The organism is Nitrosomonas oligotropha (assembly GCF_009833085.1).
In the GTDB taxonomy this organism is placed as follows: domain Bacteria; phylum Pseudomonadota; class Gammaproteobacteria; order Burkholderiales; family Nitrosomonadaceae; genus Nitrosomonas; species Nitrosomonas oligotropha.
Genome location: NZ_QRBZ01000036.1, coordinates 21,034 through 45,775, shown reverse-complemented (window position 1 = coordinate 45,775; position 24,742 = coordinate 21,034). Strand labels below are relative to the sequence as shown.

The window sequence follows — 24,742 nt, the reverse complement described above, 5'->3', positions numbered from 1 at the left end:
TATTTACTTCATCTTGTTTAAATTATTAGGAAATGCAAATGTTCACAAATACTTCTATTAAATTCAGATTAATGTTTGTAATGAGCATCCTATCGGCACTGATGCTTGGAATTGGTGCACTGGGTCTGTATGGTTTCAATCAATCGAATACTGGAATGAAAACCTTATATGAAGACCGCCTGGAGCCATCCATACACTTGGGAACGATTCTGGATGGCTGGTATCAAGTGCAGGCCAAAGTTGTTGCCACCACCACTTTAAGCAACCCCGATGTGGCAAAAACACTGAGCGCAGACGCGCAACAACTGGTTCAAAAAAATGAAGGGTTATGGGCGCAATTCCAGGCAACCGAATTAATACCCGAAGAAGTGAGGCTGAGTAAAATCAAAACCGAGCAGCATGCCCAATATGTGCAATCGATGAACCACGCTTTTCAGCTCGCAGCGTCGGGTAAATCTGAAGCGGCCGCACAACATGTATCAACGGATACCATAGCAAAATTCAGCGCGTTGCGCGAAACCGTATTTGCTCTGTTCGATCTGCAAAGATCGGCTTCGGCACAAGAATATGACCATGCACAAACCAACTATGAAAGTATTTTTACAGCTTCTGCAATGGCCATCATCGCAGGATTTCTCTTGGCAGCCATTTTCGGTTATCTATTGTTAAGATCGATTGTTGCGCCGTTGGATGAAGCGATAGAAATAGCGCATAAGGTAGCCGCAGGTGACCTGACATCGAGTATCACCGTAACCTCTACCAAATCATCCACCGGCCGTTTGCTTCTAGCGCTCAAAGAAATGAACGACAATTTAATCGACTTGGTGGGTAAAGTGCGCATGGGTACCGATCAAATCACAACCGCATCGAGTGAAATCGCTTCCGGCAACTCAGACTTGAGCCAGCGCACCGAAGAACAAGCATCCAGCTTGGAAGAAACCGCTTCTTCGATGGAAGAATTGACCTCCACCGTGAAACAAAATGCCGACAATGCCCGTCAAGCCAACCAACTAGCCACCGGTGCATCGGAAGTTGCGGTCAAAGGCGGCGCAGTCGTGGGTCAAGTAGTGGATACCATGAGATCCATCAATGAAAGCTCGCATAAAATTGTCGACATCATCAGTGTCATTGATGGCATCGCTTTCCAAACCAACATTCTGGCGTTGAATGCTGCCGTCGAAGCCGCACGTGCCGGTGAACAAGGCCGGGGATTTGCGGTAGTAGCCACAGAAGTGCGCACACTGGCACAACGTTCCGCAGCAGCTGCGAAAGAGATCAAGGAACTGATCAACGACTCGGTATCCAAAGTCGATGAAGGAACACGCTTGGTTGATGAAGCGGGTGTCACGATGGATGAAATTGTCACGGCGGTTAAACGAGTCACCGACATCATGAGTGAAATTTCTGCAGCTTCTCAGGAACAAAGCTCAGGTATCGAACAAGTAAATCAAGCGGTCACCCAAATGGACGAAGCCACGCAGCAAAACGCAGCCTTAGTGGAACAAGCCGCCGCTGCCGCCGAATCCATGAAGGAGCAAGCTCAAGCCCTGACGCATGCAGTGAGTACTTTCAAATTGGCAGGTGCGCATTCAACCTCTTCAACTGTAAAAAGAAACAATCGCCCTGCGACGGTTTCCAACCTACCCAATCGTGGCCCTGCTCCGAAAAAAGCCCTGGTTAATTTAAGCCATGAAACCGCATCCGCCACAACACAATCGCGCAAAACAGCCGCGGGTGGGAGTAATGGCTGGGAAGAGTTTTAATCATTCCTCGATCATACGCTTCGATTGAGTCAGTCAAATCCGCTGAAAAGAGAGTACTACCGGGTAAAGCAGAACGGTAGTACTCTCACCCAACCGACTATCACCCCTTGGCAGCACACCTCACACAAGCCGTCATTGCACTGCACGTAACCGATGATCCATCCAGTGTTCTATTTTTTGCAGCAATCCGGTTCGTATGGGTTCTTGCAAAAATACATGCTGGTGATACGGCAGACCGGGTAGTTTCAAAACTTCGTTAGCGGGATCATGTTGCAGTGTCACGCGGGCAAAATCTTCGTCGCCCCAGGCGGGGGTGATCGGATCCATTTCGGAATAAATCAGGTAGTACGGTATCGAAAAATCCGCCATGTGGCGGCGGAAATCCACAACTTCCGCTTCAATCCCTTTCACATAGCGCAACAGGCTACGGCGCACGATCCAGCCGTCGGCGCGCAGCTGCGCTTTCTGTTCTTCGCTATCGGTCAAATAATCCGTCACCCAAGCCGGTGAGGTTGGCGTCGCAAAGTTGCGCAGTCCCGGCCAGGAAAATACTTCGAACAAACCATCCAGAACCGGCACCGTGACGAGTGAAAGTAATTGATTGAACAGCAGCAACGGCAGCGGTTCATGCTCCGGATGCAAAAAATGCGTTTCCGCATGGAAAGACAGTTTGATCAGTGGATTCGCCAGCCAGCCGCGCCATCCGGGCGGTTCGCTCACGGCAAAAGCCGGAGCAAGAAAAACCACACCCCGTATCCGTTTGAGCAATTCGAATTCGTTGCGCTGCTTGAGCAAATACGACGCGATCACCAGCCCGCCCAAACTGTGCGCCACGATGAACACCGGCCGCTGCGGATGGGTTTGCGCATCGCATTGCGCCATGAAGGCTTTTAACACCCGGTCAAGCGTCTGCCGCAGCGGCTCCAGATCGTACAAAGCCGATTGCGCCAGATACGCGTCGCTGACATCGGCCCGGCCGACTCCCTCCGCGAGCGCCTTATCCGCACGGCGTAGCACCGGATTGGAAAGGCCATGCGCGTAATGATCGAACCCGGCAACAAAATAGCGTTGAGAAAAATACCGCGCCACTTCGCCATAACGCCCGATATGCTCGTTCATGCCGTGCACCAGCAACACACACGCGCTTGCTTGAGCGGATTGCGGCGGTAAAGTGCGCAGAATCAACGGCTCCTCACCACTCTGCTCGATTGCAATCTCATTTCCCCAACGGGGATAGGGAGCCGTTACATACGGACGGTGAACACAGCCGGAAAGTACTATCAGCAGGAGAAAAAAAGCAACTACTGCTATTGAATGATCTTTGTGAGCCATTGCCACGATGCGATGATGCTCGCAAAAGCTAGTGAAACTAGAACGCTGCCAACCGCATGGAAATCAGCCCGGAATCTCGGCTTCGACGAGCCTTGCCAGCAACGTGAGCGATTCCTGCCAACCAAGGTAGCAGGCCTCAGCTGGGATTACTGACGGCACACCTTCTTGCACGATGTTTAACTCGGTCCCGCAGGAAACCTGTTTTAACGCTATCGTGACGTGCATCTCTCCGGGTAAATTCGGATCATCGAACTTGTCGGTATAGCGGATACGCTCAAACGGCACCAGCTCCAGATATTCACCGCCAAACGAATGGCTATGCCCACTGCTGAAGTTCGTAAAGGACATCTTGAAACTGCCGCCGGTTTTAGCCTCCATGTGATGAACCTTCGCGGTAAAACCGTGCGGCGGCAGCCACTTAACCAGCGCATCGGCATCCAGAAACGCCCGGTAAATTCTCTCCGGTGGCGCGTGCAGCACACGATGAAGGCGGATAGTGTTTGTGGACATGGTTATTCTCCTTTCGGTAGCGGGTTATTCTTGAAAGTTATGCAAGTAAGCAGATCTTGTTTACCGCAGCGGCAACACCGGTAGTTTCTCAATAGCCTGTCAGTAAGCGAACATCTCTTGCAATCGCTGGCACAATTCGATTTGCGTTGCTTCGTCAATAACCCCGAGTTTGCTGACCAAGCGGGTTTTATCGACAGCGCGGATCTGATCCAGCAAAATCAAACCCTGTTTTTCCTTGAAACTGCAAGCAACCCTGCAGGGAAATTCAAAACCACGGCTGGTCATCGGCGCCATGAGCACGGTGGATAAAGCAGAAAGCTCATCCGGGGAAATAACAACACAAGGTCTTGTTTTATTGATTTCCGAGCCTTGCGTCGGGTCGAGCTGCACCAGCCAAACCTGGAACCGCGAAACCTTCGGCATTACCAAGCCCAATCATCATCAGTCACTAAAGGTGCATTCAGCCATTCCTGGTCTAGCGACTCAGCACCGCGATTTTCCAGTGTATTTTTAATGGATTCCCGCCATCCCTCCCGCGCCGGTTTCTTAGGTGAAATCAACAAACCGCCCTCCACGACTTGCAATTGCAAATCCTTACCTTCCAAGTCAGCCTGCTCAATGAGCGGCTTGGGAATACGAATACCTTGGGAATTTCCGATTTTGATGAGATGGGTCATGAGAAACGTGAATAGATTACGATACCGGCACAACTATAATGTAATTACTTTGGACATACAAGCAATCCCTTAACTTATTTTTCTCCATAGGCTTTCGGCCAACCGTAGGTTCCGTAGAGAGAATGCCCAAAAGGTGATCCACCAAAATCAAAACCAACATCAATGATCACCTCAAGTGATCATCGCTTTCGTTCAGTGAAATCAATGGGGACCATTCTGGCGGAACGCTTTCAGCTTCTGCCTTACGCAAGTTCAAATGTATCCGCAATCGTAATGATGAATACCGTCAACACTCCATCCAAATTGCCCAAACACCAACAGTGCTTGCATGTTCCTTTTGTCGCACCTCGGCCCAAACCATATTTCAGGCGCAACGCACCATAAGTTTTCCTCATTACCATTATCTACAAAAGAATGCTCTACAAAAGGAATAATAAGTTTGTTCGCCACCCTAGTTTGAACTTGCCTGATGGGGACACTGATCACTAGCCGAACCTCTTGCTCTTCTTTAAATGCAGGATTCTTAACCTTAAGGAGCTCACTAAAAAGACACATTAGGGGTTTGGGATTCTCGTTTATCAGACTTACAAATAAATCTAAAGCACCACGAGAATTAGAATACATCTTGAGTAACGCTTCTATTTCTTCGCTACGTTCTTCAACCACGCCATCTAGGAAGCTTTCATGATCATGGTAGATACAATCAACCAGTATGTGAGTAGAAGATTCACCAATTCCCAACAGGCGATTGCGCACGAAACCTATAGCTGCTCCACACCCACTATCTCCATATGCACGCCACTGGCTAAGAACATGTGGAGAATGAGACAAGGAGAAAACACAATGAGCCCGTGAGAAATTGTACAACTTCAGAGCAAACGAAAGTGTCTCTTTGGTATCCCCCTCAAATCTGCTGAGAAAGAGTTCGATCGCATGAACCAATTCCTTTTGATCATTGAGATAACGGCAGTCACTCGCCCAAACACTGCGGGAGCTAATGATACCGTTGAGGCCATCGATACTTGTGTAATGGTATAGAAGCTCGTCTCGAACCATTTTCTGATTTTGTTTACAAGGCAAACTGCTTGCATGGTTGGATAACTACAATTCGACATCCGAAATAATGCAATATCTAACATTATCAAGGCATATCATTTTATTAATTCCTAACTTTAACCCTTCCCCTCCGGCGGATGCTCACTAATATAAGTAATAATATCCCCTACACTGCGAAGATTTTTCACCTCCTCACCGTCGAACGTCACACCGAAAGCGTCTTCCGCGTCGAACAGCAGTTGCACGGTGTCCATTGAGTCGAGCCCGAGTTCTTCGAATTTGGATGCGGTGGTGATGGTGGATGTGTCGATATTTTCAACTTTTGACGCGATAAATTCGATGACCTTCGCTTCGAGTTCTGCTGTATCCATGTCTGTTGACACCTTTTAAAGAGTTGTAAAAACGATGCTGACGTTGTTGCCGCCGAATCCGAATGCATTGCACAGAGCGGTCTGCACTTTTTTCTCTACTGCGCTATTGGGCGTGTAGTTTAAGTCGCACTCGGGATCGGCTTCCAGCAAATTGATCGTGGGATGTATCGTGCCCGTTTGCAAGGTCATGATGGCGGCAATACTGCCGATGGCTGCGGAAGCGCCGATGCTGTGGCCGATCATCGATTTGGTGGCGCTGATCGGGATTTCCGGCGCGCGTTCACCGAATAATTGTTTGATCGCTTTGGTTTCGATCACGTCGCCGATGGGTGTGGAAGTGGCGTGCGCATTGATGTAGTCCACTTGACCGGATGTCATACCGGCATCGTCCAGCGAGGCCTGCATCGCGGCGACTTGCCCGTCGACATCCGGCGCGACGATATGCGTGGCATCGCAGGCACAGCCGTAACCGGCCAGGCGTGCATAGATTTTCGCGCCGCGCTTCAGAGCCGCTTCCTCCGTTTCCAGCACCAGAATGCCCGCACCTTCGCCCATGACAAAACCGTCGCGGCCTTTGGCGAAGGGCCGGGAAGCATGCGCCGGATCGGCATTAAAACCGGTGGACAGTGCGAACAATGCTTCGAAACCCGTCATCGTAAGCGGCAATACGCACGCTTCCGCGCCGCCCGTAACAACAGCGTCGGCTTTTCCCGTGCGCAACAAATCCAGCGCCATGCCAATCGCATTGGCAGCCGAGGAGCACGCCGTGCTGCACGTCAGATTCGGGCCTTTAAGACCGTATCTGGTCGCTATCCAGGCAGCGGCGGAATTGGCCATAATGCGGGGAACGGAAAAAGGCGGAACGGATTTGTTTTGCAGCCTGCGGGTGGCCGAGAATTCAAAGGTTGAAAATCCCCCCATGCCCGATCCCAAACACACGGCTAAACGCCGCGGTTGGTAGCCTTCAAGACCTTGCGCATCTTCCAGCGCTTGTTGTGCCGCGTGTAAAGCGAGTTGGGTGAACCGGTCGGTTTGTTCGATTTGCTTGGTGGATAAGAAAGCAGTGGGATCAAAACCGGTCACTTCACCGGCAATTTTAGAGCGTTGTTTGGTAGTATCGAAACTCTGAATACCGCCGATTCCACTCACACCGGCCACTGCATTTTTCCAGAATTGATCAACGCTCGCGCCGATCGGTGAAACAATCCCCATTCCAGTGACAACGATGCGCATACAAAGATTCTAAGAGGGTTTTAAAGCAGGATATCGTAAAATTAAACGAGTTTTTTCAGCGCTGAATATACTGAATGCCGGGTAGACTGTCAAACACGCCGTGAATGGAAAAACGCCGTGATTTTTTGACCTTGCGGTATCATCCAAACTCAGGTATCCGCGTTGTTTAAGCATACTTTGAGAAAGGTAGCGAGCGATGGCCAAGCGCGGTAGTTTTGCAGGGCTTTTAACTCACCGGCTCGATGGAGACAAACACTATGGAAAGCATAACGCGCATCACTTTCTTAAAACGGGTGGTTTCTGTTGTAATGGGAATGCTCATCATCGGATGCACCACGGATAATAATCTCAAAGCCAATCCGCCCGGCAAGCAGGACAATAACCAGACAACCGCAACGGAATCCTTACAGCAAGGAGAAGCGATGAAATTCTCTATCAAACCGCCAGAAAGCTGGCTCTGGTCGCACGACATTGCGCCGGAATATATCGACGACGTGCTCATGCCGGGCATGCACTTGGCGCGCCTTTCCAGCTATGGCACAGGTAAAAACCACCGTTTTGCCGCAATCGTTTACCGCGAATCCGGGGTTGAAGGGCATTATCTGCGCGATGTTCCGGCGGCGGAGCTTGATGACAAAATTGCCGGCATGGCCGCCCGTCCCATATCGATCACCACCGCTGAAATCGATGGTCAACCCCGTTTTTCGCTGGCTTTGCAAAAAAACCCGGAACCCAAAACCAGGGTGCTGACCGGTCTGGACGAAGCTGGACTCAGCCAGTTAGCCAAGGACCAGCAGCGGATTGCTGACTTCACCACCTACGTCGATGGCGGTGTGCGCAAATACGCAGCGATTGCCGAGGATCGTCCAGGACCTTCAATAATCCTGACCCGTGTAACGGCAGAAGAATTGGACGCCCAATTACGCAAACACAACGTTACACCGCTGCGAATCCGCGGTTTTTCTGAAAATGGCGTGCGCTACTTTACGGCAGTTGCGGAACGTCTCGATGTTGGAAAATGGGCTTGGTACGACGATATCGATGGCGATACCGTCGGCAGCAAACTTGAGAAACACAATGCCTATCCGTTCGATCTGGAAGCCTATCGTACCGATCAAGGCGTGCGCTTTACGGTGGTCATGTACCGCGACCGGAATTAGGAAAACGCTGAAAAACGACTGCGCCCGGCCATCAATACTTGCCGACACTCGAGCCGTCCGCCAGCCGACCGCTTGGCTGCGGACAGTGAATCGCGCGGCCCAGCACCGTCTTGAAAGCAAATACCGGCCGCCGCTGCCAGGATAGTGAAAAAGCTTGATTACTACCCGGAAGCTCCGGTTTAGCGCCGGAATCTGCAAACCGCCGCACGATATCCCGGTAAAACGCTTCACGCTGCCAGTAATTCACATGAATACCGTCCGGCCCAAACCAGCGCGGCTCCTGCTCAACCAGCATGAATTGACGGCGCACGGCCATATCCATCAATCCAGCGTGCACCGCCCGCGCACGGCTAAGTGTTTCATCCCGGGGCAACCGGCAGGATGGATAAAAAAGATTGCGGAAAAAGGTGTAACGCCGCTGGGATAATCGTTCAATCGACGCCATCGGCAAATTGGTTACGACAATCTGCGCGGACTGCCGCTGCAACTGTTCAATACACCGCTCCACCGAGCGCAAAACCTGCTCCGGCGTCAATTCATACACAATATCGTTGCCGATATCGGTCAGCAACGCATAGGTTGAACGCGATTCCATCGCACTCAGCTGCCGCCACACCCCGCAATCCGCAATCCCCGGCAACCCGCGCCATACGACCTGACTGAAAACACCGTACGCCCGCCCATGCCCCACCGCCACCAAAACCTCACCCGGCGCGCCGATCCGCCGCTGCATCAGATCGATGACCAGACGCAGCGATAACGTCAGATTACTCGCGCCGAGCAGGATGAGACGGGGTTGGGGAGAACGATCATTAGGCACGCTGACGAACTGAGGAATCCATTAGTTTTCTTGTAAGCAAAAATAATCTAGCGACTAGCTATTTACCGGTTTGTTAATCTAAATTACAGGCTAGCAATACCCATTCTTCGTACCGTTTAATATTTCCATAATTATTTAGGATACTTCTTAACAGTTTTACTTCGGCACTTGCACTCTTTTTTGTATCTAAAGCATCTGATATTTTTCTAATCTCAGCATAAGCGTACTCTGAATAAAAACCAACAAAGTCAATCGCACAATATAAGCGTTCTCCTATCCTGACATTACACAAAGAACTGAATTTACCTCTAATTAATTCTTTCTTTTCACGCGCCTGATTTTTGTTAATTGAAAAATACTCTTTAAACAAAGTCGGATCTTTCGCCTCGAGCATAACCAAGAAAATCAGGTAAGCAAAATGTAATTTTTCTCCTAATAGAACAGAGGAAGTAATTGCCAATAATTTTTCGTAACACTGCTTTTGAGTTCGCAAATCAAGTTTGAAGAAAGCTGAGAAAAGGGAAAATAGCAATACCAATTCAGCTTGGTTATTTTGCTCTATCGTCAGTGTGTACTCGTTGCTTTCGCTATATTCATTTCTGTCATCGCCATTACGCAACCAGAAGCTTTTTTTATCTCCTGATGTAGAAATACCAATTTGAACGAATCTATCGACTGAATCAGAGCCAAATTCTTGAAATAATAACTTGGCGTATTCAATATAATCAGGCAAAGTAAGGGTATAGCTTTGGTCAAAGAATCTTCTTAAATAAGTATTTGAATCGAATCCGCTACCGTAAATTGCATTGACGGAATGCTTTAGTTGTTCTGTATCCGTCGCGATAACGAAAACGATTCCTGGCACACCGAACAAATGTTTGATTCTCTCTAATAATTCGATTGCATATAGTGGGCGGCATCGATCAAGTTCATCAATAAAAATGAACAGTGGCTTTTTTAAGCACTTTTGATTACAAGTCAATTTTTCTATTAATTCTTCCAAAGATTTTTCAAAACTTTCTATAGCTTTCTCTACAGTTTTGTTATTTTGAATCAATTTTTCAGTAACTTTTTCTACAATTTCAGTAGCTGCTTTCTCATCTTTTTCATTGAGTTGTTGCAGTTCTTCCAGTCCATCTTTGCCAATCGCTTTAGAAACTACTGCTCTTACTAAAATTGGCGCGATGCTTTTTAAATATTCACCAACCGTTGAAAATCTGCTCTTTATCTCGTTATTTTCTTTATCGGTAACGGATAACAACGGTGATAAATCTTTTTCAATACAAGAAATAACTGACAATAAAGGATCATTGGAAAAATCATTTTCCCATGCATTGAACAGCACGCATGGGTGTTCCTTCTTCAGATCATCGTACCAATGTTCAATAAAAAAGGTTTTACCGGATCCCCAGGGTGCATTGATATTGATTACGAATGGGTCTTTTTTTGCGACTAAGTATTGCGTAAGAAAATCAGCATATTTCTTTCGTTGCAATACATCGCCGGCCCACTCATTCGTTTTCTCATGCATTATTCTTGATCTCCAAATTTATTTGAGATTCTATTTCTCCATCCCATAATCCGCCAGTAATTCTCCACCCCAATCCGGCATGACATCATGCCGGAAAGTAACGCGAGCATTACGAATCACAACCAATTGCTGAAATGGGTTATCCGCGCGGGAATTGTCCAGGATATACACTTGATCGCACAGCGGTAGTGTCTTTTTGATCAGCTTGAGCGTCCTTGGAATCCGGCTAATGACTTTGTCATCCGGTACGTGGTGACCGCCTTCGCTGACGCGCTGCGCGATACGCGCCTGGTTGAGCGCCGGGTCGCACAGGTGAATGAACACCAGAATGATTTCATAACCGAGTGCTTTGGCGTGAGCAACGAAATCGATTTTCGACGGATGCGAGAATACGGTTTCAAAACAGAAGCTACGGCCTTGCCGCAGCAGTTGCAGGCGCAGGTGTTCCGCCAGTTTGGCGGCGCGATAGCTGTGCGCTTCCGGTGCTTGCGGATACAGCAGCTTAGCGATGATATCCGCATTCACAAACGATAAGCCGCTGGGTGCGAGCCGGGTGCGGTAAAAGGTGCTCTTACCCGCGCCGTTGCCTCCGGCCAACAGCCAAAGCTGTTTTTTCTGGTTCAAAGCTGCGCTGCATCGATTGCGATGAACTCACCGCCTTGAAATTTCCCCGTTTGAATCCGGCCGTCGGGGTGAATTTGTTCCAGGTAACCGGGCTGTGTATCTGATGCCTGATAGCGGATCGCACTGCCGGTCAACGTTTGTGGCAGCATGCCGCTGGCGCGATCGTTTTCCAGCGATTGAAATATACTCGCAGGATCGACCGACTCGCTACTAACCGGCTCGACGGTAAGTTTCGCCAATCCCGTCGAGATCGCCAGCAAATCGTCCGGATTCAGCATGTGATCGACGTTGCGCCCCATTTCCGCCCAATATTCGATTTGCTCGGCGGTGCTGCGATGAAACCGCTCCGCGGTCAACGCCGCAGCTTGCATTAACTCATCCTGCAAGCGGATTGGAGAAGCTGCTTTTGCCATGATAGGTTCCATTAAAAAATTCAGAATTAAATTGTAGCAGATTGCTACAATTTAATATATTAACGTAAATCAGCGGCAAAATTTAACGCCACGCAGCGGAATGGTACACTTCGCCATGTTTTTTACTCCTGCCGCCCATTTCTGTTTTAACCCTTACCGCATGCGCTGGGTGATTCATTTTGTCATGGTTCTGGCTGGTTTTATTGCAGGCGTATCTCCCGCCCAGACCCAAAAACCGGAAACTCCACAATCCGTCATCCTCAATCCGATCAACATCACCGCCACACGCAGCGAACGCTCACCGGAACAGATTCCCAATAGCATCACACAGATCACGCGCTACCCGCAGCAAAACTACCAGCCCGGCGCGACGCTGGACGAATTCGCGCGCGGCACACCGGGGGTTTTCTTTCAGAATCAGTTCAATTTCACGCAGGATTTGCGCATCGCGATTCGCGGCTTTGGCGCGCGTTCGCCGTTCGGGGTACGTGGCATTCAGATGCGCGTCGACGGCATTCCGGCGACATTGCCGGACGGGCAGACGCAATTGGATTCGATCGACCCGTCGTTGATCGAGCGCATGGATATTCTGCGCGGGCCTTCCGCATCGCTGTACGGCAATGCCTCCGGCGGCATGATCGATATCACCACGCGCGAAGCGCCGCCGGAGAAGTTCGTCGTGATGCCGCGCCAGGTATTCGGCCAGTATGGTTACCTGAAATCCGAATTGTTCATGGGCGGGCGTAATGGAAATTTCGGTTACAGTTTGTATGGCTCGCACACGCAACAGGATGGCTGGCGTGATCACAGTGCGATGCAGAACACGTTTTCTCAGGCCAAGCTGAATTTTCAAACCAGTGACAATTCCGCCTTGATGCTGGTGTTTCGCGAATTTTATTCACCACTATCGAAAGATCCCGGCGCTTTGACTCGCGCGGAAGTGCAAGCCGATTCGCGGCAAGCTTCCGCACGCAATGTGCAGTACAACGCCGGTGAGGAAATCCGCCAGGAGGAAATGGGTATCCGCTTTCGCCAGAGACCGTCCGCCGGCAAGGAATTCAGCGTGACGGGGCATTGGTTGCAGCGGGATTTTCAAAGCCGCCAGCAGTTTTTCGACGGCGGGCAGGTGCAGTTTGACCGGCAGGTGGGCGGATTGATGATGCAGTTTGTCAACGATCACATGTTATTCAACCGGCCCAACCGTTTTCTGATTGGCATCGATTACGGCATACAAAACGACGACCGGCAGCGCTTCAACAACAATTTCGGCGCACGTGGCGCGTTGAATTTGAGTCAAACCGAGCGCGTGCAAAGTGTTGGACCGTTTTTCCGTAACGAATGGCGCATGGCGGACAAGCTCGATCTGGTGTTTGGCGGACGCTGGGATTGGTTGCGTTACGAAGTCAAAGATCAATTCAAAAGCGACGGCAGTCAATCCGGTTCACGCACGGTATCGCAAGCCAGCGGCACAACCGGACTGGTGTATCACCTCACCCCCCAGCAGCAGATTTACGCGCATGTAGCTTCGGTTTTTGAAGCGCCGACCACGACCGAATTGATCAACAACCCCGCCGGGAAAGGCGGCTTTAATCCGCACCTGAACGCGCAAACATCGCTCAGCAACGAACTCGGCTTTCGTGGCAATACCGCCGGGTTCCAGTACGACACGGCGGTGTTTTTTATCCGCACCTGGAATGAAATCACGCCGTTCGAGCTGGCGACATCGCCGGGCCGGGCGTTTTTCCGCAACGCCGGACAATCGCGCCGCATCGGCGTGGAAACACGGCTGGCGACACCGGAATGGAAAGGCCTGCGCGGCGAAGTGAGTTACACGTTTTCGGATTTTGAGTTTGAGAAATACTTGGTCAACGACGCGAATCTGAAAGGCAACATTTTCCCCGGCATCCCCCGGCACCGCTGGGAAGGATTGCTGCGCTACGCCCATCCCTTCGGTTTCTTCGGACAAGTGCACGTGCAGCGCGTCGGCGAGTTTTTCGTCAACGACATCAATACCGCGGCCAACCCGGCGTATACCCTGGGGCAATTGCTGTTGGGATGGGAAAAGAAGCACCACAATATCGAAGGCTCGGTGTTTTTTGGCGTCAACAACCTGTTTGACGCACAATACAACGCCAACACGCGCATTAACGCCGCGCTTGGGCGCTACTACGAACCGGGGCCGCCGCTCAATGTATTTGGCGGTGTGCGCATGCGCATCGTCGTGTTTTGATCCGGCGTATATTGAGACCGGCTGGCAGGAATGGTACAGTTGGCTGCCGACCAATCATGCAGCATGACCCCAGACAATGAGACGACAGCTTAGAACCTTTATCATCCTTCTCGCGTGCAGTTTTTTCTTCTCCTCCACACTACAAGCGCAACGTCTTCAAACCGAATTCGATGTCCGCCTAGTGGCCGAAGGATTGCAATTCCCCTGGGGCATGGTGTTCATGCCGGATGGCAATGTGCTGGTGACAGAGAAGGTTGGCCGGTTACGTATCATCACACCGGATGGCAAGGTATCGGAACCCATCAAAGGCGTTCCAGTGGTTTTTTTCCAGCAGCAAGGCGGTTTGCTGGATGTCGCATTGGATCCGGAATTTACCAAAAACCGGCTGATTTATCTGTCGTACGCCGAACCGGAAGGATCGCGAGCGGGTACGGCGGTCGCCCGGGCCGAATTGAAGGATGGCAGCTTGGAAAATCTGCAAGTGATCTTCCGCCAAATACCGAAAGTATCGGGATCGGTGCATTTCGGTTCCCGTTTGGCGTTCGCGCCCAACGGCAATCTGTTCATCACGCTGGGCGATCGTGGCGATTACATGGAAGAAGCGCAGAATCTGGGCAACCATATCGGCAAGATCATCCGCATCAAGCCCGACGGCTCAGTGCCTGCTGACAATCCGTTCGTCAATAATCCGCAGGCCAAACCGGAAATCTGGTCGTACGGTCACCGCAGCGTGCAGGGCGCTACGATCCATCCGAAAACCGGCGCATTGTGGATTCATGAACATGGACCCAAAGGCGGCGACGAGATCAATATCCCGCAGCCCGGTAAAAATTACGGCTGGCCCAAGGCCAACTATGGCACGCATTACAATGGCGCGCCGATAAAAAACGAGCACGCCGAGCAAGGCTTTGAAGAGCCGATTCACTACTGGGTGCCGTCGATTGCACCCTCCGGCATGGTGTTCTATACCGGTAAATTGTTTCCGGCGTGGCGCGGCAACTTGTTTGTCGGCGCTTTGGCCGGACGGCAATTAGTCCGCCTGACAACCGACGACAAGAAAATTCTCAGCGAAGAGCGGTTATTGACCAACACGCTGCGATTCCGCGATGTGGAACAAGGCCCGGACGGCGCGTTGTATTTATTGACGGACGAAGACAACGGCAAACTGCTGAAGCTGACGCCGAAGTAAAATCTCAAACTGGCGCAAACTACGCTAGAATGAAGCCCATGGCATATTTCCCTGCCGACCGGCCTTAGCCGGTGATTGACCGGTTCGCACCGATACAAAATTAACCGATTCAAAATTTTCTGAGCATTTGGTTTGCATGGATATCATTGATCTAAAAACCCCGACGCTGTATATCAACCGCGAACTGAGCCTGCTGGAATTCAACCGGCGCGTCATCGAGCAGGCCAAGGATGAAAGCCTGCCGCTGCTGGAAAGACTGCGCTTCTTATGCATCGCCAGCACCAATCTGGACGAATTCTTTGAAATCCGAGTGGCCGGTTTGAAACAGCAGGTCAAATACGGCTCGACGCAAACCGGCCCGGACAATCTATCCCCAGCCGAAGTGCTGGCGCGCGTCAGCGAAACCGCGCATCAGTTTGTGCAGGAGCAATACAGCGTGTGGAATGATTTGATCATTCCGGCGTTGGCCAAGGACAAAATACGTTTGTTGCGCCGCGCACAGTGGAAACCCCTGCTCGGCCGCTGGATCCATCGCTACTTTAAGGATGAAGTATTGCCGGTACTCAGCCCGATCGGTTTGGACCCCGCGCACCCGTTCCCGAAGGTATTGAACAAAAATTTGTATTTCATCATCTCGCTGGAAGGCAAGGATGCCTTCGGACGGGATTCCGGGCTGGCCATCGTGCAAGCGCCGCGTTCCTTACCCCGGGTGGTTCCGATCCCGGCAAAGTATAGCGAGGGTAATCACGATTTCGTCATGTTGTCTTCGATCATTCATGCGCATGTGGGGGATTTGTTTCCCGGCATGAGCGTGACCGGGTGTTATCAATTCAAAGTGACGCGCGATAGTGACTTATTGATCGACGACGAAGAGATCGACGATTTGCTGCGCGCGCTGGAAGGCGAATTGCCATCGCGCAAATTCAGTGACGCCGTGCGCCTGGAAGTCGCGGATAATTGCCCGGATAATCTGAGCCGTTTTCTGTTACGCCAGTTTGAGTTACAGCAAAACGATCTGTATCAGGTCACCGGGCCTGTCAATCTGGGCCGTTTGCTGGCGATTTGCGATCTGATCGACCGGCCGGAACTGAAATTCGTCGGCTTCACGCCCGACATTCCCAAGCGTCTGCTGAAAAACACCAATATTTTTGATGCGCTGCATAACGGCGACATACTGCTGCATCATCCGTTTCAATCGTTCGCTCCGGTCATCGACTTTCTGCGTCAGGCCGCCGCCGATCCCAATGTGCTGTCGATCAAGCAGACCCTGTATCGCACCGGCGCGGATTCCGCCGTGGTTGAAGCGCTCAAGGTAGCGGCCCGTGCGGGTAAGGAAGTCACGGTAGTGATCGAATTGCGCGCGCGCTTCGATGAGGAAGCCAATATCGAACTGGCCAGCGAATTGCAACAAGTGGGCGCGCATGTCGTGTACGGCGTGGTCAATTACAAAACCCACGCGAAAATGATTCTGGTGGTGCGGCGGGAAGGACGTGCCTTGCGCCGCTATGTGCATTTGGGAACCGGCAACTACCACGCCCGCACCGCGCGTTTGTATACCGATTACGGCCTGCTGACTTGCGACAAGGCCATCGGCGAGGATGTCAATAAACTGTTTCACCAGCTGACCGGCCTGGGCCGCGCGGGTAAGCTTAAAAAGCTTTTGCAATCGCCGTTCACGCTGCACAAAGGCATCCTGAGTTATATCGAAAAGGAAATCAGCGCCGCAGCCGCCGGGAAGAAAGCCTGGATCATCGCCAAGATGAACGCGCTGGTCGATCCGGAAATCATCGCCGCGTTGTACAAAGCATCGCAAGCGGGCGTCAAAATCGATTTGATCATCCGCGGCATCTGCTGCTTGCGCCCCGGCGTTAAAGGGGTATCGGAAAATATCAGCGTGCGTTCCATCGTCGGGCGTTTTCTCGAGCATACCCGGGTTTATTATTTTCACAACGGCGGCGGAATCGGCGAGGAGCTGGTGTTTTGTTCCAGCGCGGACTGGATGACGCGCAACTTACACTACCGCGTCGAAGTGTGTTTCCCTGTTGAGGAGAAGCGCACCAGCGACAATGTCATCGATCAGGGATTGCTCAGCTACCTGTCCGACAACACGCAAGCCTGGTTGCTGCAAAGCGACGGTTCGTACAAACGCTCGAAGCCCGGCACCGCCAAACCGCGCTCAGCGCAGCAGCTGCTGCTGGAACATTATTGCGGCCCGGCTTGATGCAGCTTGTGCTGCATTAATTCGTACAGCGCTTCATAAGGAATCGGCCTGCTGAAAAAATAGCCCTGATGGTAATAACAGGCGTGCTGAAGTAATAACTTCACTTGCCGTTCCGTTTCCACACCTTCCGCAATCACGGTCAAACCGAGATTCTTCCCCAGACCGATAATGGCTTGCACGATTTTCAGATCGTTGCGGTTCTGATCCAGCGTGCGCACGAAGGATTTATCAATTTTCAGGATATCGATCGGCAATTCCCGCAGCAGCGTCAGCGAGGAATAACCGGTGCCGAAATCGTCCAGCGCGATCAAAATATTCAAACGTCTGATTTCCTCGAGCACCTTGCTGACCCGTTCCATGTCGTTAACAATGGCGCTTTCGGTGATTTCCAGTATCAAGGATTGCGCGGGCAGTCCGGTATCGTGCAGCACTTGAAGAATCGTTTGCGGAAAGTCCCGGTTCAATAATTGCCGCGGATGCACATTGACCGAAACATTCACCGGGTAGCCCAATTGCAAGAGGTTATACGCCGCAGTACAGGAAGTTCTCAGTACGATTTCGCCCAACTGCCCGATCTGGCCGATATCTTCCGCCAGTGGAATGAATTCGCTCGGCGACAAATATCCCCGCTTCGGGTGCAGCCAGCGTACCAGCGCTTCGATGCGGGCGATGTGATGCGATTGCGCATGGACGATCGGCTGAAACAGCACTTGCAATTCGTCATTCTTGATCGCCGCGCGTAATTCCCTTTCCAGTTCGAGCTGATCGCGTGTCCAGACCACCGAGGACTCGGCCGAATATAAACCGAAGTGATTGCCGCCATCCTTTTTGACCCGGTACATCGCGGTACCGGCGCGCTCCAGCACCGTTTCGCTGGTCAGTCCGTCATCCGGGTAAAAACTCACGCCGATGCTGGCGGAAACGAACACTTCCAGACCGTCGATCTCAAAACGCTGCCGGATCGCATCGAGAATTTTCTGCGCCATTCCTGGCGCGGAATCTTCCTTGATCAGACGGCTGGATAACAATACAAACTCGTCGCCACCCCAGCGCGCCAGTACATCCTCCGGTGCTACCACGTCAAACAAACGGCCGGACACCATTTTGAGCAGCTTGTCTCCGGCATGATGCCCCATGGCGTCGTTAATTTTTTTAAAATTATCCAGAGTGACAAAAAATACCGTGATGATTTTTCCGCTATTGGGGATTTCCTGAATCAGGGAATCGAATTGCGCCAGCAGCCTCGAGCGGTTCGGCAGCTTGGTCAGCGCATCGTAGCTCTGCTGATGCGCGACCTGCTGCGCCAGTTCGATCCGGTCGGTAATATCCGTCATGGCGATCACCGAGCCCATGGTGGCTTTTTGTTCGTCCAGTAACTGGTTGCGCGTGATGCGAACCGTCCGTTCATTGCCCTGCGCGGTTCTGAGCACACATTCAACCATGCCGGGTTTATTCACGCTGCCGCCCGCAATATCTTTCCCGGTTTGATCCAGCACTGCATCGTTTGCATTCGTATCGAACCCTAGAACTGCCGCCAAAGGTTTTCCCTTGATTTGCTCCAGCCGGGTGCGCAGAATTTTTTCCGCGCCTGTGTTGATATACACCACTTGATCGGCAGCGTCGGTGATAATGACGCCGTCGCCGATCGATTCCAGCGCCACATTGGAATGCGCTTTGCTTATCCAGAGCGTCCGCAGGAATTCATTGATGCGCCGCCAATTCCACAGCGGATACAGCGACAATGTGCCTAACAAAGCCGCCCCCGGAGGAATCCAGACACGGTTCAATTCCAGAATCAAACCGGAGAGAAACAGTCCGGCGGCCATGAACGCGAGTAATAGCGGGATAGTAAGATTCTTTCCAATCCCAGCGAGAATAACCAGAATCGCGCTGACCCATACAACCGAGAGCGCGGCTGTTATCGTTCCCGGCGCCGGGTAAATCATGCGATTGGACGTCAGCATGGAGAAAACATTGGCGTGCCATTCCACGCCTGTCATGGGTTGATGGTTGAGCGGCGATAGCGGTGTGGCAAAGCGTGTTCCCATCCCGGTGGCCGTCATACCGACCAGCACCGTTTTGTTCCTTAAACCGGCCAGGACGGCATCGTCGAACAACACCCGGGCGTACGATATTTTGCGGAAACTGCCGGATTCGCCGGCATACGGTATCAGCGCTTCTTGCTCTCTCTCCCAATGTTCCGGCTGGCCGGACATTGTTTCATGGCCTTGCTGCTGCATGGCTCTTGCCGCCGCCGGATTGGTCAGCGCCAATCCGAGCGCAGGCCATTCGGGTGCATTGATCCCCGCGGACAGATAAACCCGCCGGGCCACGCCATCGCTATCCAGCTCGATATCGACATGACCCAATACCGCCTGCTGGGTAAACAACGGCAGCGGTTGCACCAGCATCAGCGATTCCATATGGGCGTCGAATACCGGCGCTACGGGAAAAATGACATTACCGTGAGCGGCAATGGCTTGAGCCAGTAAGTGATCGGCATAGGGATCGTTTTCCTGCGGCTCGGACAGCAGTAAATCCAGGGCCAGCGCTTTGTTATCGATTGAGCTCAGCCGGTTGATTAATTCCGCATGCACCCCCCTGGACCAGGGCCAGCGGCCTAACACTTTAAAACTCTCATCGTCGATGGCAACGATCACGATATCCGGGTCTTGCGGATATTGCTGCAGGACGGCTATTTTGTCATAAAAAACAAAATCAAAACGCTCCAGCACTTCCGTATAAGCGATGCCAGCAACCCCGGCCAGCAAGATGACGATACGCACAGCAAATGAATAATGCTTCCACGACCGGCCCGCCAGGATCATATCAATACGAGCAATGGCAGCAGCATCAATAGCATGAACCAATATGAGATACCGAAAGGCACTTCAATCGCTTGCGGCGATCCCCACGGGCCTTGGAAACCGTCCGCTTCGATTGTTTTGATCCGCAGATAATAAGTGCCGCTATCCGGTTTTGCGATCGTCAGTTGTGAAGCGCTGGTCGACTCATCGTGAATAATTTGGCTGAATTCTTTATCGCGCGCGAATTGAAACTGAAAGCTCTGTCCTTCCGCAGCGGCCCGCCAGGCGAACGTCATTTTGTCGTCGTCCAGCTTCGCCTCTCCCACCGCCGGTGCGGGATAGGGCACGCGGAACGCCATGGTATCGCTGAACGGTCCCGCGCCTTCGCGGGCGGATACGGCGAAAATACGCCAGAAATAGTGACCGGGCGTCAGCGATTCGGTCAATGTCACACTGTTTTCTTTCACTTCGGGATTAAAGTACAGAGACGACGAGAAATCGGCATCCTTGCTGATCATGATGGCGTAGTGGGACACATCCGCTTGCGCCGCCCATTTGAATTGCTGCTTTTCCGGTTCCGCCATGCCGCCTGGAAGTGGCGCAAGAATAAAAGGCGCTTCCGGGTAGGCATTCAGCGCGAACGCAATGACCGCATCCTTGCCTTCGATCGATAAACCATCGATACCGCGCACTCTGAGCCAATAATCGCCATCGGGGATAGCGCCGTCGCGGAAAGGTAAATTCGCCGCGGTAAATTCCGAGCGCAAGTTTTTAAAGTCCCGGTCGGCGGCAATCTGCGCCCGGTATCCGTGCGCTCCCGCCAGCGGACTGAATTTAATCACCAGCGGCAAATTTTGATAATAATGCGCCGCTCCGGATAAATCCGGCGGCGGCAGCAATTTGACCGGAGAGACCGGCGGCTTGCCGTCGATGGTTACCGTGCCATAACCCGCCGGTACTTTGACTTGTTTTTTCTCGCCATTGACTTCCACGCTGCCGGTCAGCACCTCGCTGCTGGTGCCGGATTGCGTTTCGATCACCCCGACACGGAAATCCGTGCCGCGCACCGAGCTGATTGCGGATGGCGTTTTGATTTTGAACCGGGTGGCTTTTTCGGATTTTTTCGGCACGGAATTCTCCGTGCGTCCCTGACGCACATCCACCAGCGTATCGATCAAACCATAATCGCCGAACATCCGCATATTTTCCAGGCGTAGCTGCGTATTTTCCTGCACGCGCATTTGCGATCCATCGGCGAATTCGACGGTCACAAATGCGTCGTTTCCGCTTTGGATTTCATCGCCCATCAGCAATTGCATGCCCTGCTCAAGCGGTACGCGCTCCTGGTCCTTGCGCTGCAACGTGGCGGTACCGTAGACACTGACCGCCTGCGCGAAGATATCTTGCTGTTTTGTCCAGGCCACTGGGATTCGCAGCGCGGTGCCGGGCGGTATCACGTAGGGATTCCGTACTTGATTGAGCTGCTGCAACGGCTGCACGTATTCCATGCTTTTCAGATGCCGCTCGGTCAGATTCCACAGATTATCGCCCGGCCGGACGGTATAAATCCACTCTTCAGCCACCGCAGAAGCCGGTAGAATCAGGATCAAAAACAATGCTATGCCGAAAATTCCGCCAGACCGGTGCGCAAGTTTTCCTAATCGCATGCCATCCCCTTTCTCATTGGAACATCATTGGGTAAAACTTTGAACACAAAAAATGCGCTTTTCCAATATCGGGAAATGCAGCAGTCTAGCGCTCGTAACCTATAAGTTCAATAGCTTGCAATGAATTCTGCATGTAATCTCAAGCAAGCCGCTGCAACTATCTAATGAAAAGACAGTTTGATATCCGCGATCTGCAAAAAACCCTGCTCGGTAATGAGATCAACCAGCGTTAAGGGGTGCTTATCGAGCCAACCGGGTGGAAAATCCAAGCTCACGCGGTTCTTATTCACGTACACCAGTATTTCCGGCAGGTTGATGTTCGAGCGGCTTCTGTGCATCACCACGGCCAGTCTGAGCAAGATACATAATTTGATAATGGACGTGCGCATGGAAACAGCGATTGATTCAAATTCCTCCACCGGAAACTTGCGCCGATGGCTACGCACCAGCATCGCCAGTTTCATTTGTTCCTGACGCGAAAAACCGGCCAAGTCCGAATTGGCCGTCAGATAAGCGCCATGCCGGTGATATTGGTTATGCGCAACCGATAAGCCGATTTCATGAATGTAAGCGCCCCACAGCAGTAATTTCAGGTCGGTTTTTTCATCCAATTCCCAGGCTGCTTTCACTTGCCGGAAAAAATTTTCAGCCGTTTCTTTTACCCGGACGGCTTGTTCCAAATCGGCATTGTAGCGTTGCGCCACCGCCATGACCGTCTTATCCCTGACATCCTCATCGTGCACCCGGCCGATCAGGTCATACAGCAGACCTTCACGTAACGCGCCCTCGGATACATCGATCTTCTTCAGGTTGAGCGCTTCAAACACCCCGTACAATATCGCCACACCGCTGGCAAAAACCGGCTTTCTGCGTTCCGACAAACCAGGAAAATTGATGAGCGCACTGTCACCGATCGTGATCAGCTCGTCCATCAATTGCGTCAGCGCAAGGGCTGTGATGCCCGAATCGCACCAGCCTTGCACTTGCACCACATCGCGAATGGCAATGATGGTGCCGGAAGAACCCAGGGCATAATCCCAGCCCGTTTTCTTATACGCCGTTTCCAGCGATTCCAATTCCTGCATTGCGAACAAGATGGCCTTGCGCATTTTTTTGGCTTTTATCTTACCGTCGTCAAAAAACCGCTGCTCCATATTGACGCAACCCATGTACAAGCTTTCCGTCTGATATGTGTCATACCCCCGGCCGATGATCAGCTCCGTGCTGCCGCCGCCGATATCGATCACCAGCCGCTTATTGACTTCATCGTACAACGTATGCGCCACACCGGAATAAATCAGCCGCGCTTCTTCACGGCCGGCAATAATCTCGATTGGATGACCCAATGCATGATGCGCATGCAGCATGAAATCGCCGCCATTCCGGGCTTGCCGCAGCGTATTGGTACCGACGGCGCGCACATTCACATGTGGAATTTCCCGGATGCGCTGACCGAACCGTTGCAGGCATTCCAGCGCCTGCTGCATCGATTCGCTCGACAGTTCCTGCTTATCATTCAGGCCGGAAGCCAATCGCACCATTTCTTTCATGCGGTCGATGATCTGCAAGCGGCCATCCGCCCAATTCGCCACAATCATATGAAAGCTGTTTGAACCTAGATCCACTGCTGCGTAGGATTCATCCATGTTCGGCGCCATAAGGGTGATAGTATGTTGATTGGTGAATATGTTTTCTATTCAAGCGATGCAAAAAAATCAGCTGATCATCATGCGGCACGCCAAATCGGATTGGAGCGATGCGAGCAGATCCGACTTCGACCGCCCTCTGACCGCGCGCGGCAAGAAAGCTGCAAAACAAATGGGGCAATGGTTAAAACAGAAACAGTACCGCATCGACCGGATGCTCTGTTCACCCGCGCGGCGGGCAAAGCAAACCTGCCTGTTGGCCGCGGCGCAGTTGGATTTTGCTCAACAGCATGTGCTATGGGAAGACAGAATCTATGAAGCATCGCTCAATGACCTGATTACGCTGGTCGATCAATACGGCGCAGGCGCTCACACCTTGCTGATCGTCGGCCATAATCCCAGCCTGGATCAATTACTTTGCCACCTGTGCAATGAACCGCCACCTGTTAACGATTCCGGTAAATTACTGACCACCGCTGCAACCGCTGTGCTGGATTACGGTACCGCGCCCATTTCGGCAAAAGCGCATCAAGCACGCCTGCAGCGCCTGATCAGACCCAAGGAGCTATGATTTCTTTTTGTCTTTTTTCTTGGCGTTTTTCTTCTTATCTTTATTCTTCTTTTTCTTGTCTTTGTCTTTATCCGCTTTCTTGTCGTCTTTCCGGGCTTTTTTCTTGTCTTTATCTTCGTCTTTTTCTTTATCCGCTTTGAGCGGACTTACTGTCTGATCGGTTATTGTCTTCTTGATCACAGTCTGCGGGCTGCTATCCACCGTAACGGCCGGTTTTGTTGGTTTGATTGGCTTGTCTCGCAGACTATCCGCCGCAGCTTGTTTGACCGCACGCGCCCGCAACTCGCCTTTGAAACCCGGTATTTTCCGCAGCTCTTCCAAACTCATCGAAGCCAGCGCCTCAACCGTTTTTATTTTGCGTTCTTGCAACACTTTGATTGTAGCCGGACCGATTCCTTTGATATCCGTTAACTTCACCATGACCTGACTCCTCTGCGCTAGAAAAAATCATTATAACCTCCTGCCCGTTTAATACAACGCACATCAGCCCGGAATTCCATCATTGATCTGAATTCAATCCAACCAGCGTAATCCGGATTAGGGCTTGTTCTTCAGCATATCTTTCAGATTGGCAAAAGGATTGAACGTCGCCGTGTTTCCAGTTTGTCCGCTATCCGTCCGGCCCATGGCATCCTTAAGCTTGGAATGCTCGTTTTCGTGGCAGTAGGTGCAGAGAAGCTCCCAGTTACTGCCATCGGGCGGATTATCGTCGTGATTGCTGTTTTTGTGATGCACTTCCAATAACTGTAAATTCTTATGATCGAACGTGCGTGCGCAACGCCCGCATACCCATGGAAATAATTTAAGCGCCTGTTCACGGTATCCTTGCGCGCGTTTTTCGGCATTCCGGCGTGCTTCCAGAACCACCTTATCCAGCTTACTCGTATCTTTTGCCATCGGCTTGTTTCCTTCTCTCGAAAA

General features: G+C 51.6%; 22 protein-coding genes. 6 read left to right on the top strand and 16 right to left on the bottom strand.

What is annotated here, in order from left to right:
- Nucleotides 1–38: 38 nt before the first annotated feature.
- Nucleotides 39–1,763 carry a methyl-accepting chemotaxis protein gene (locus ABD07_RS11950; protein WP_160818463.1) on the top strand — a complete coding sequence of 575 codons (1,725 nt, stop codon included), beginning with the start codon at nucleotides 39–41 and terminating at the stop codon, nucleotides 1,761–1,763.
- A 132-nt stretch (nucleotides 1,764–1,895) separates the two neighbouring features.
- Here ABD07_RS11950 and ABD07_RS11945 read toward each other — a convergent pair whose 3' ends face one another.
- From ABD07_RS11945 to fabF, 7 genes are all read right to left on the bottom strand, one after another.
- Entirely contained in the window at nucleotides 1,896–3,095 is a 1,200-nt protein-coding gene (locus tag ABD07_RS11945) for an alpha/beta fold hydrolase (RefSeq protein WP_160818462.1), read from the bottom strand.
- Nucleotides 3,096–3,158: 63 nt separating this feature from the next.
- On the bottom strand, nucleotides 3,159–3,605 hold the full coding sequence (locus ABD07_RS11940; protein WP_160818461.1) for an SRPBCC family protein: 447 nt from the start codon (nucleotides 3,603–3,605) through the stop codon (nucleotides 3,159–3,161).
- Nucleotides 3,606–3,704: 99 nt separating this feature from the next.
- Nucleotides 3,705–4,028, bottom strand: a complete 324-nt coding sequence (locus ABD07_RS11935) for a type II toxin-antitoxin system PemK/MazF family toxin (protein WP_193566059.1) — start codon at nucleotides 4,026–4,028, stop codon at nucleotides 3,705–3,707.
- Nucleotides 4,028–4,282 (bottom strand): AbrB/MazE/SpoVT family DNA-binding domain-containing protein, encoded by a 255-nt coding sequence (locus ABD07_RS11930; RefSeq protein WP_160818459.1) that lies wholly within the window; start codon nucleotides 4,280–4,282, stop codon nucleotides 4,028–4,030. Before ABD07_RS11930 ends, ABD07_RS11935 begins: the two co-directional genes overlap by 1 nt.
- Before the next feature lie 252 nt (nucleotides 4,283–4,534).
- Nucleotides 4,535–5,338 (bottom strand): DUF2971 domain-containing protein, encoded by an 804-nt coding sequence (locus ABD07_RS11925; RefSeq protein ID WP_160818458.1) that lies wholly within the window; start codon nucleotides 5,336–5,338, stop codon nucleotides 4,535–4,537.
- Nucleotides 5,339–5,454: 116 nt separating this feature from the next.
- Nucleotides 5,455–5,709, bottom strand: coding sequence for an acyl carrier protein (locus tag ABD07_RS11920; protein WP_108698075.1), 255 nt, complete (start codon nucleotides 5,707–5,709; stop codon nucleotides 5,455–5,457).
- 15 nt (nucleotides 5,710–5,724) lie between these two features.
- Entirely contained in the window at nucleotides 5,725–6,942 is a 1,218-nt protein-coding gene (gene fabF, locus ABD07_RS11915; RefSeq protein WP_160818457.1) for a beta-ketoacyl-ACP synthase II, read from the bottom strand.
- A gap of 257 nt (nucleotides 6,943–7,199) precedes the next feature.
- Between fabF and ABD07_RS11910 the strand changes: the two genes are divergently transcribed.
- Nucleotides 7,200–8,102 (top strand): hypothetical protein, encoded by a 903-nt coding sequence (locus ABD07_RS11910; RefSeq protein ID WP_160818456.1) that lies wholly within the window; start codon nucleotides 7,200–7,202, stop codon nucleotides 8,100–8,102.
- A gap of 31 nt (nucleotides 8,103–8,133) precedes the next feature.
- Here the strand turns inward: ABD07_RS11910 and ABD07_RS11905 are convergent, their stop codons facing one another.
- The 4 genes from ABD07_RS11905 to ABD07_RS11890 form a co-directional block, all read right to left on the bottom strand.
- A complete protein-coding gene (locus tag ABD07_RS11905) occupies nucleotides 8,134–8,922 on the bottom strand; it encodes a hypothetical protein (RefSeq protein ID WP_160818455.1) in 789 nt (262 codons plus the stop codon).
- A gap of 73 nt (nucleotides 8,923–8,995) precedes the next feature.
- Nucleotides 8,996–10,453, bottom strand: coding sequence for a KAP family P-loop NTPase fold protein (locus ABD07_RS11900; protein ID WP_160818454.1), 1,458 nt, complete (start codon nucleotides 10,451–10,453; stop codon nucleotides 8,996–8,998).
- 30 nt (nucleotides 10,454–10,483) lie between these two features.
- Nucleotides 10,484–11,077, bottom strand: a complete 594-nt coding sequence (locus ABD07_RS11895; RefSeq protein ID WP_160818453.1) for an ATPase — start codon at nucleotides 11,075–11,077, stop codon at nucleotides 10,484–10,486.
- Nucleotides 11,074–11,490, bottom strand: a complete 417-nt coding sequence (locus tag ABD07_RS11890) for a TA system antitoxin ParD family protein (protein ID WP_160818452.1) — start codon at nucleotides 11,488–11,490, stop codon at nucleotides 11,074–11,076. Before ABD07_RS11890 ends, ABD07_RS11895 begins: the two co-directional genes overlap by 4 nt.
- Before the next feature lie 115 nt (nucleotides 11,491–11,605).
- On the opposite strand from ABD07_RS11890, the gene ABD07_RS11885 reads away from it, so the two are divergent.
- The 3 genes from ABD07_RS11885 to ppk1 all read left to right on the top strand — a co-directional run bounded on the left by ABD07_RS11885 (nucleotide 11,606) and on the right by ppk1 (nucleotide 17,130).
- Nucleotides 11,606–13,720 (top strand): TonB-dependent receptor family protein, encoded by a 2,115-nt coding sequence (locus ABD07_RS11885; RefSeq protein ID WP_160818451.1) that lies wholly within the window; start codon nucleotides 11,606–11,608, stop codon nucleotides 13,718–13,720.
- A gap of 76 nt (nucleotides 13,721–13,796) precedes the next feature.
- Entirely contained in the window at nucleotides 13,797–14,909 is a 1,113-nt protein-coding gene (locus tag ABD07_RS11880; protein WP_160818450.1) for a PQQ-dependent sugar dehydrogenase, read from the top strand.
- A gap of 136 nt (nucleotides 14,910–15,045) precedes the next feature.
- On the top strand, nucleotides 15,046–17,130 hold the full coding sequence (ppk1, locus tag ABD07_RS11875; RefSeq protein WP_160818449.1) for a polyphosphate kinase 1: 2,085 nt from the start codon (nucleotides 15,046–15,048) through the stop codon (nucleotides 17,128–17,130).
- On the opposite strand, the gene ABD07_RS11870 is transcribed toward ppk1, so the two are convergent.
- The 3 genes from ABD07_RS11870 to ppx form a co-directional block, all read right to left on the bottom strand.
- Nucleotides 17,112–20,000, bottom strand: a complete 2,889-nt coding sequence (locus tag ABD07_RS11870; protein ID WP_160818448.1) for an EAL domain-containing protein — start codon at nucleotides 19,998–20,000, stop codon at nucleotides 17,112–17,114. The two genes, ppk1 and ABD07_RS11870, sit on opposite strands and share 19 nt — an antisense overlap.
- Nucleotides 19,955–21,604 (bottom strand): FecR domain-containing protein, encoded by a 1,650-nt coding sequence (locus ABD07_RS11865; protein WP_160818447.1) that lies wholly within the window; start codon nucleotides 21,602–21,604, stop codon nucleotides 19,955–19,957. The genes ABD07_RS11870 and ABD07_RS11865 overlap by 46 nt, the downstream gene beginning before the upstream one ends.
- A gap of 161 nt (nucleotides 21,605–21,765) precedes the next feature.
- A complete protein-coding gene (gene ppx, locus ABD07_RS11860) occupies nucleotides 21,766–23,250 on the bottom strand; it encodes an exopolyphosphatase (RefSeq protein ID WP_160818446.1) in 1,485 nt (494 codons plus the stop codon).
- Nucleotides 23,251–23,290: 40 nt separating this feature from the next.
- On the opposite strand from ppx, the gene sixA reads away from it, so the two are divergent.
- On the top strand, nucleotides 23,291–23,821 hold the full coding sequence (sixA, locus tag ABD07_RS11855; protein ID WP_240142539.1) for a phosphohistidine phosphatase SixA: 531 nt from the start codon (nucleotides 23,291–23,293) through the stop codon (nucleotides 23,819–23,821).
- On the opposite strand, the gene ABD07_RS11850 is transcribed toward sixA, so the two are convergent.
- Together ABD07_RS11850 and ABD07_RS11845 are read right to left on the bottom strand one after the other, a co-directional pair.
- Entirely contained in the window at nucleotides 23,816–24,241 is a 426-nt protein-coding gene (locus ABD07_RS11850) for a helix-hairpin-helix domain-containing protein (protein ID WP_160818445.1), read from the bottom strand. The genes sixA and ABD07_RS11850 overlap by 6 nt on opposite strands.
- 117 nt (nucleotides 24,242–24,358) lie before the next feature.
- Nucleotides 24,359–24,718 carry a YajD family HNH nuclease gene (locus tag ABD07_RS11845; RefSeq protein ID WP_108698088.1) on the bottom strand — a complete coding sequence of 120 codons (360 nt, stop codon included), beginning with the start codon at nucleotides 24,716–24,718 and terminating at the stop codon, nucleotides 24,359–24,361.
- Between the last annotated feature and the right edge of the window lie 24 nt (nucleotides 24,719–24,742).

Bases quoted from the DNA above. Each gene is read 5' to 3' on its own strand.
- ABD07_RS11885 (WP_160818451.1), top strand. From the start codon at position 11,606: ATGTTTTTTACTCCTGCCGCCCATTTCTGTTTTAACCCTTACCGCATG.
- ABD07_RS11920 (WP_108698075.1), bottom strand. From the start codon at position 5,709: ATGGATACAGCAGAACTCGAAGCGAAGGTCATCGAATTTATCGCGTCA.
- ABD07_RS11865 (WP_160818447.1), bottom strand. From the start codon at position 21,604: ATGCGATTAGGAAAACTTGCGCACCGGTCTGGCGGAATTTTCGGCATA.
- ABD07_RS11890 (WP_160818452.1), bottom strand. From the start codon at position 11,490: ATGGCAAAAGCAGCTTCTCCAATCCGCTTGCAGGATGAGTTAATGCAA.
- ABD07_RS11910 (WP_160818456.1), top strand. From the start codon at position 7,200: ATGGAAAGCATAACGCGCATCACTTTCTTAAAACGGGTGGTTTCTGTT.
- ppk1 (WP_160818449.1), top strand. From the start codon at position 15,046: ATGGATATCATTGATCTAAAAACCCCGACGCTGTATATCAACCGCGAA.
- ABD07_RS11940 (WP_160818461.1), bottom strand. From the start codon at position 3,605: ATGTCCACAAACACTATCCGCCTTCATCGTGTGCTGCACGCGCCACCG.
- ABD07_RS11900 (WP_160818454.1), bottom strand. From the start codon at position 10,453: ATGCATGAGAAAACGAATGAGTGGGCCGGCGATGTATTGCAACGAAAG.
- ppx (WP_160818446.1), bottom strand. From the start codon at position 23,250: ATGGATGAATCCTACGCAGCAGTGGATCTAGGTTCAAACAGCTTTCAT.
- ABD07_RS11850 (WP_160818445.1), bottom strand. From the start codon at position 24,241: ATGGTGAAGTTAACGGATATCAAAGGAATCGGTCCGGCTACAATCAAA.
- ABD07_RS11880 (WP_160818450.1), top strand. From the start codon at position 13,797: ATGAGACGACAGCTTAGAACCTTTATCATCCTTCTCGCGTGCAGTTTT.
- fabF (WP_160818457.1), bottom strand. From the start codon at position 6,942: ATGCGCATCGTTGTCACTGGAATGGGGATTGTTTCACCGATCGGCGCG.
- ABD07_RS11930 (WP_160818459.1), bottom strand. From the start codon at position 4,282: ATGACCCATCTCATCAAAATCGGAAATTCCCAAGGTATTCGTATTCCC.
- ABD07_RS11945 (WP_160818462.1), bottom strand. From the start codon at position 3,095: ATGGCTCACAAAGATCATTCAATAGCAGTAGTTGCTTTTTTTCTCCTG.
- ABD07_RS11845 (WP_108698088.1), bottom strand. From the start codon at position 24,718: ATGGCAAAAGATACGAGTAAGCTGGATAAGGTGGTTCTGGAAGCACGC.
- sixA (WP_240142539.1), top strand. From the start codon at position 23,291: ATGTTTTCTATTCAAGCGATGCAAAAAAATCAGCTGATCATCATGCGG.
- ABD07_RS11950 (WP_160818463.1), top strand. From the start codon at position 39: ATGTTCACAAATACTTCTATTAAATTCAGATTAATGTTTGTAATGAGC.
- ABD07_RS11925 (WP_160818458.1), bottom strand. From the start codon at position 5,338: ATGGTTCGAGACGAGCTTCTATACCATTACACAAGTATCGATGGCCTC.
- ABD07_RS11935 (WP_193566059.1), bottom strand. From the start codon at position 4,028: ATGCCGAAGGTTTCGCGGTTCCAGGTTTGGCTGGTGCAGCTCGACCCG.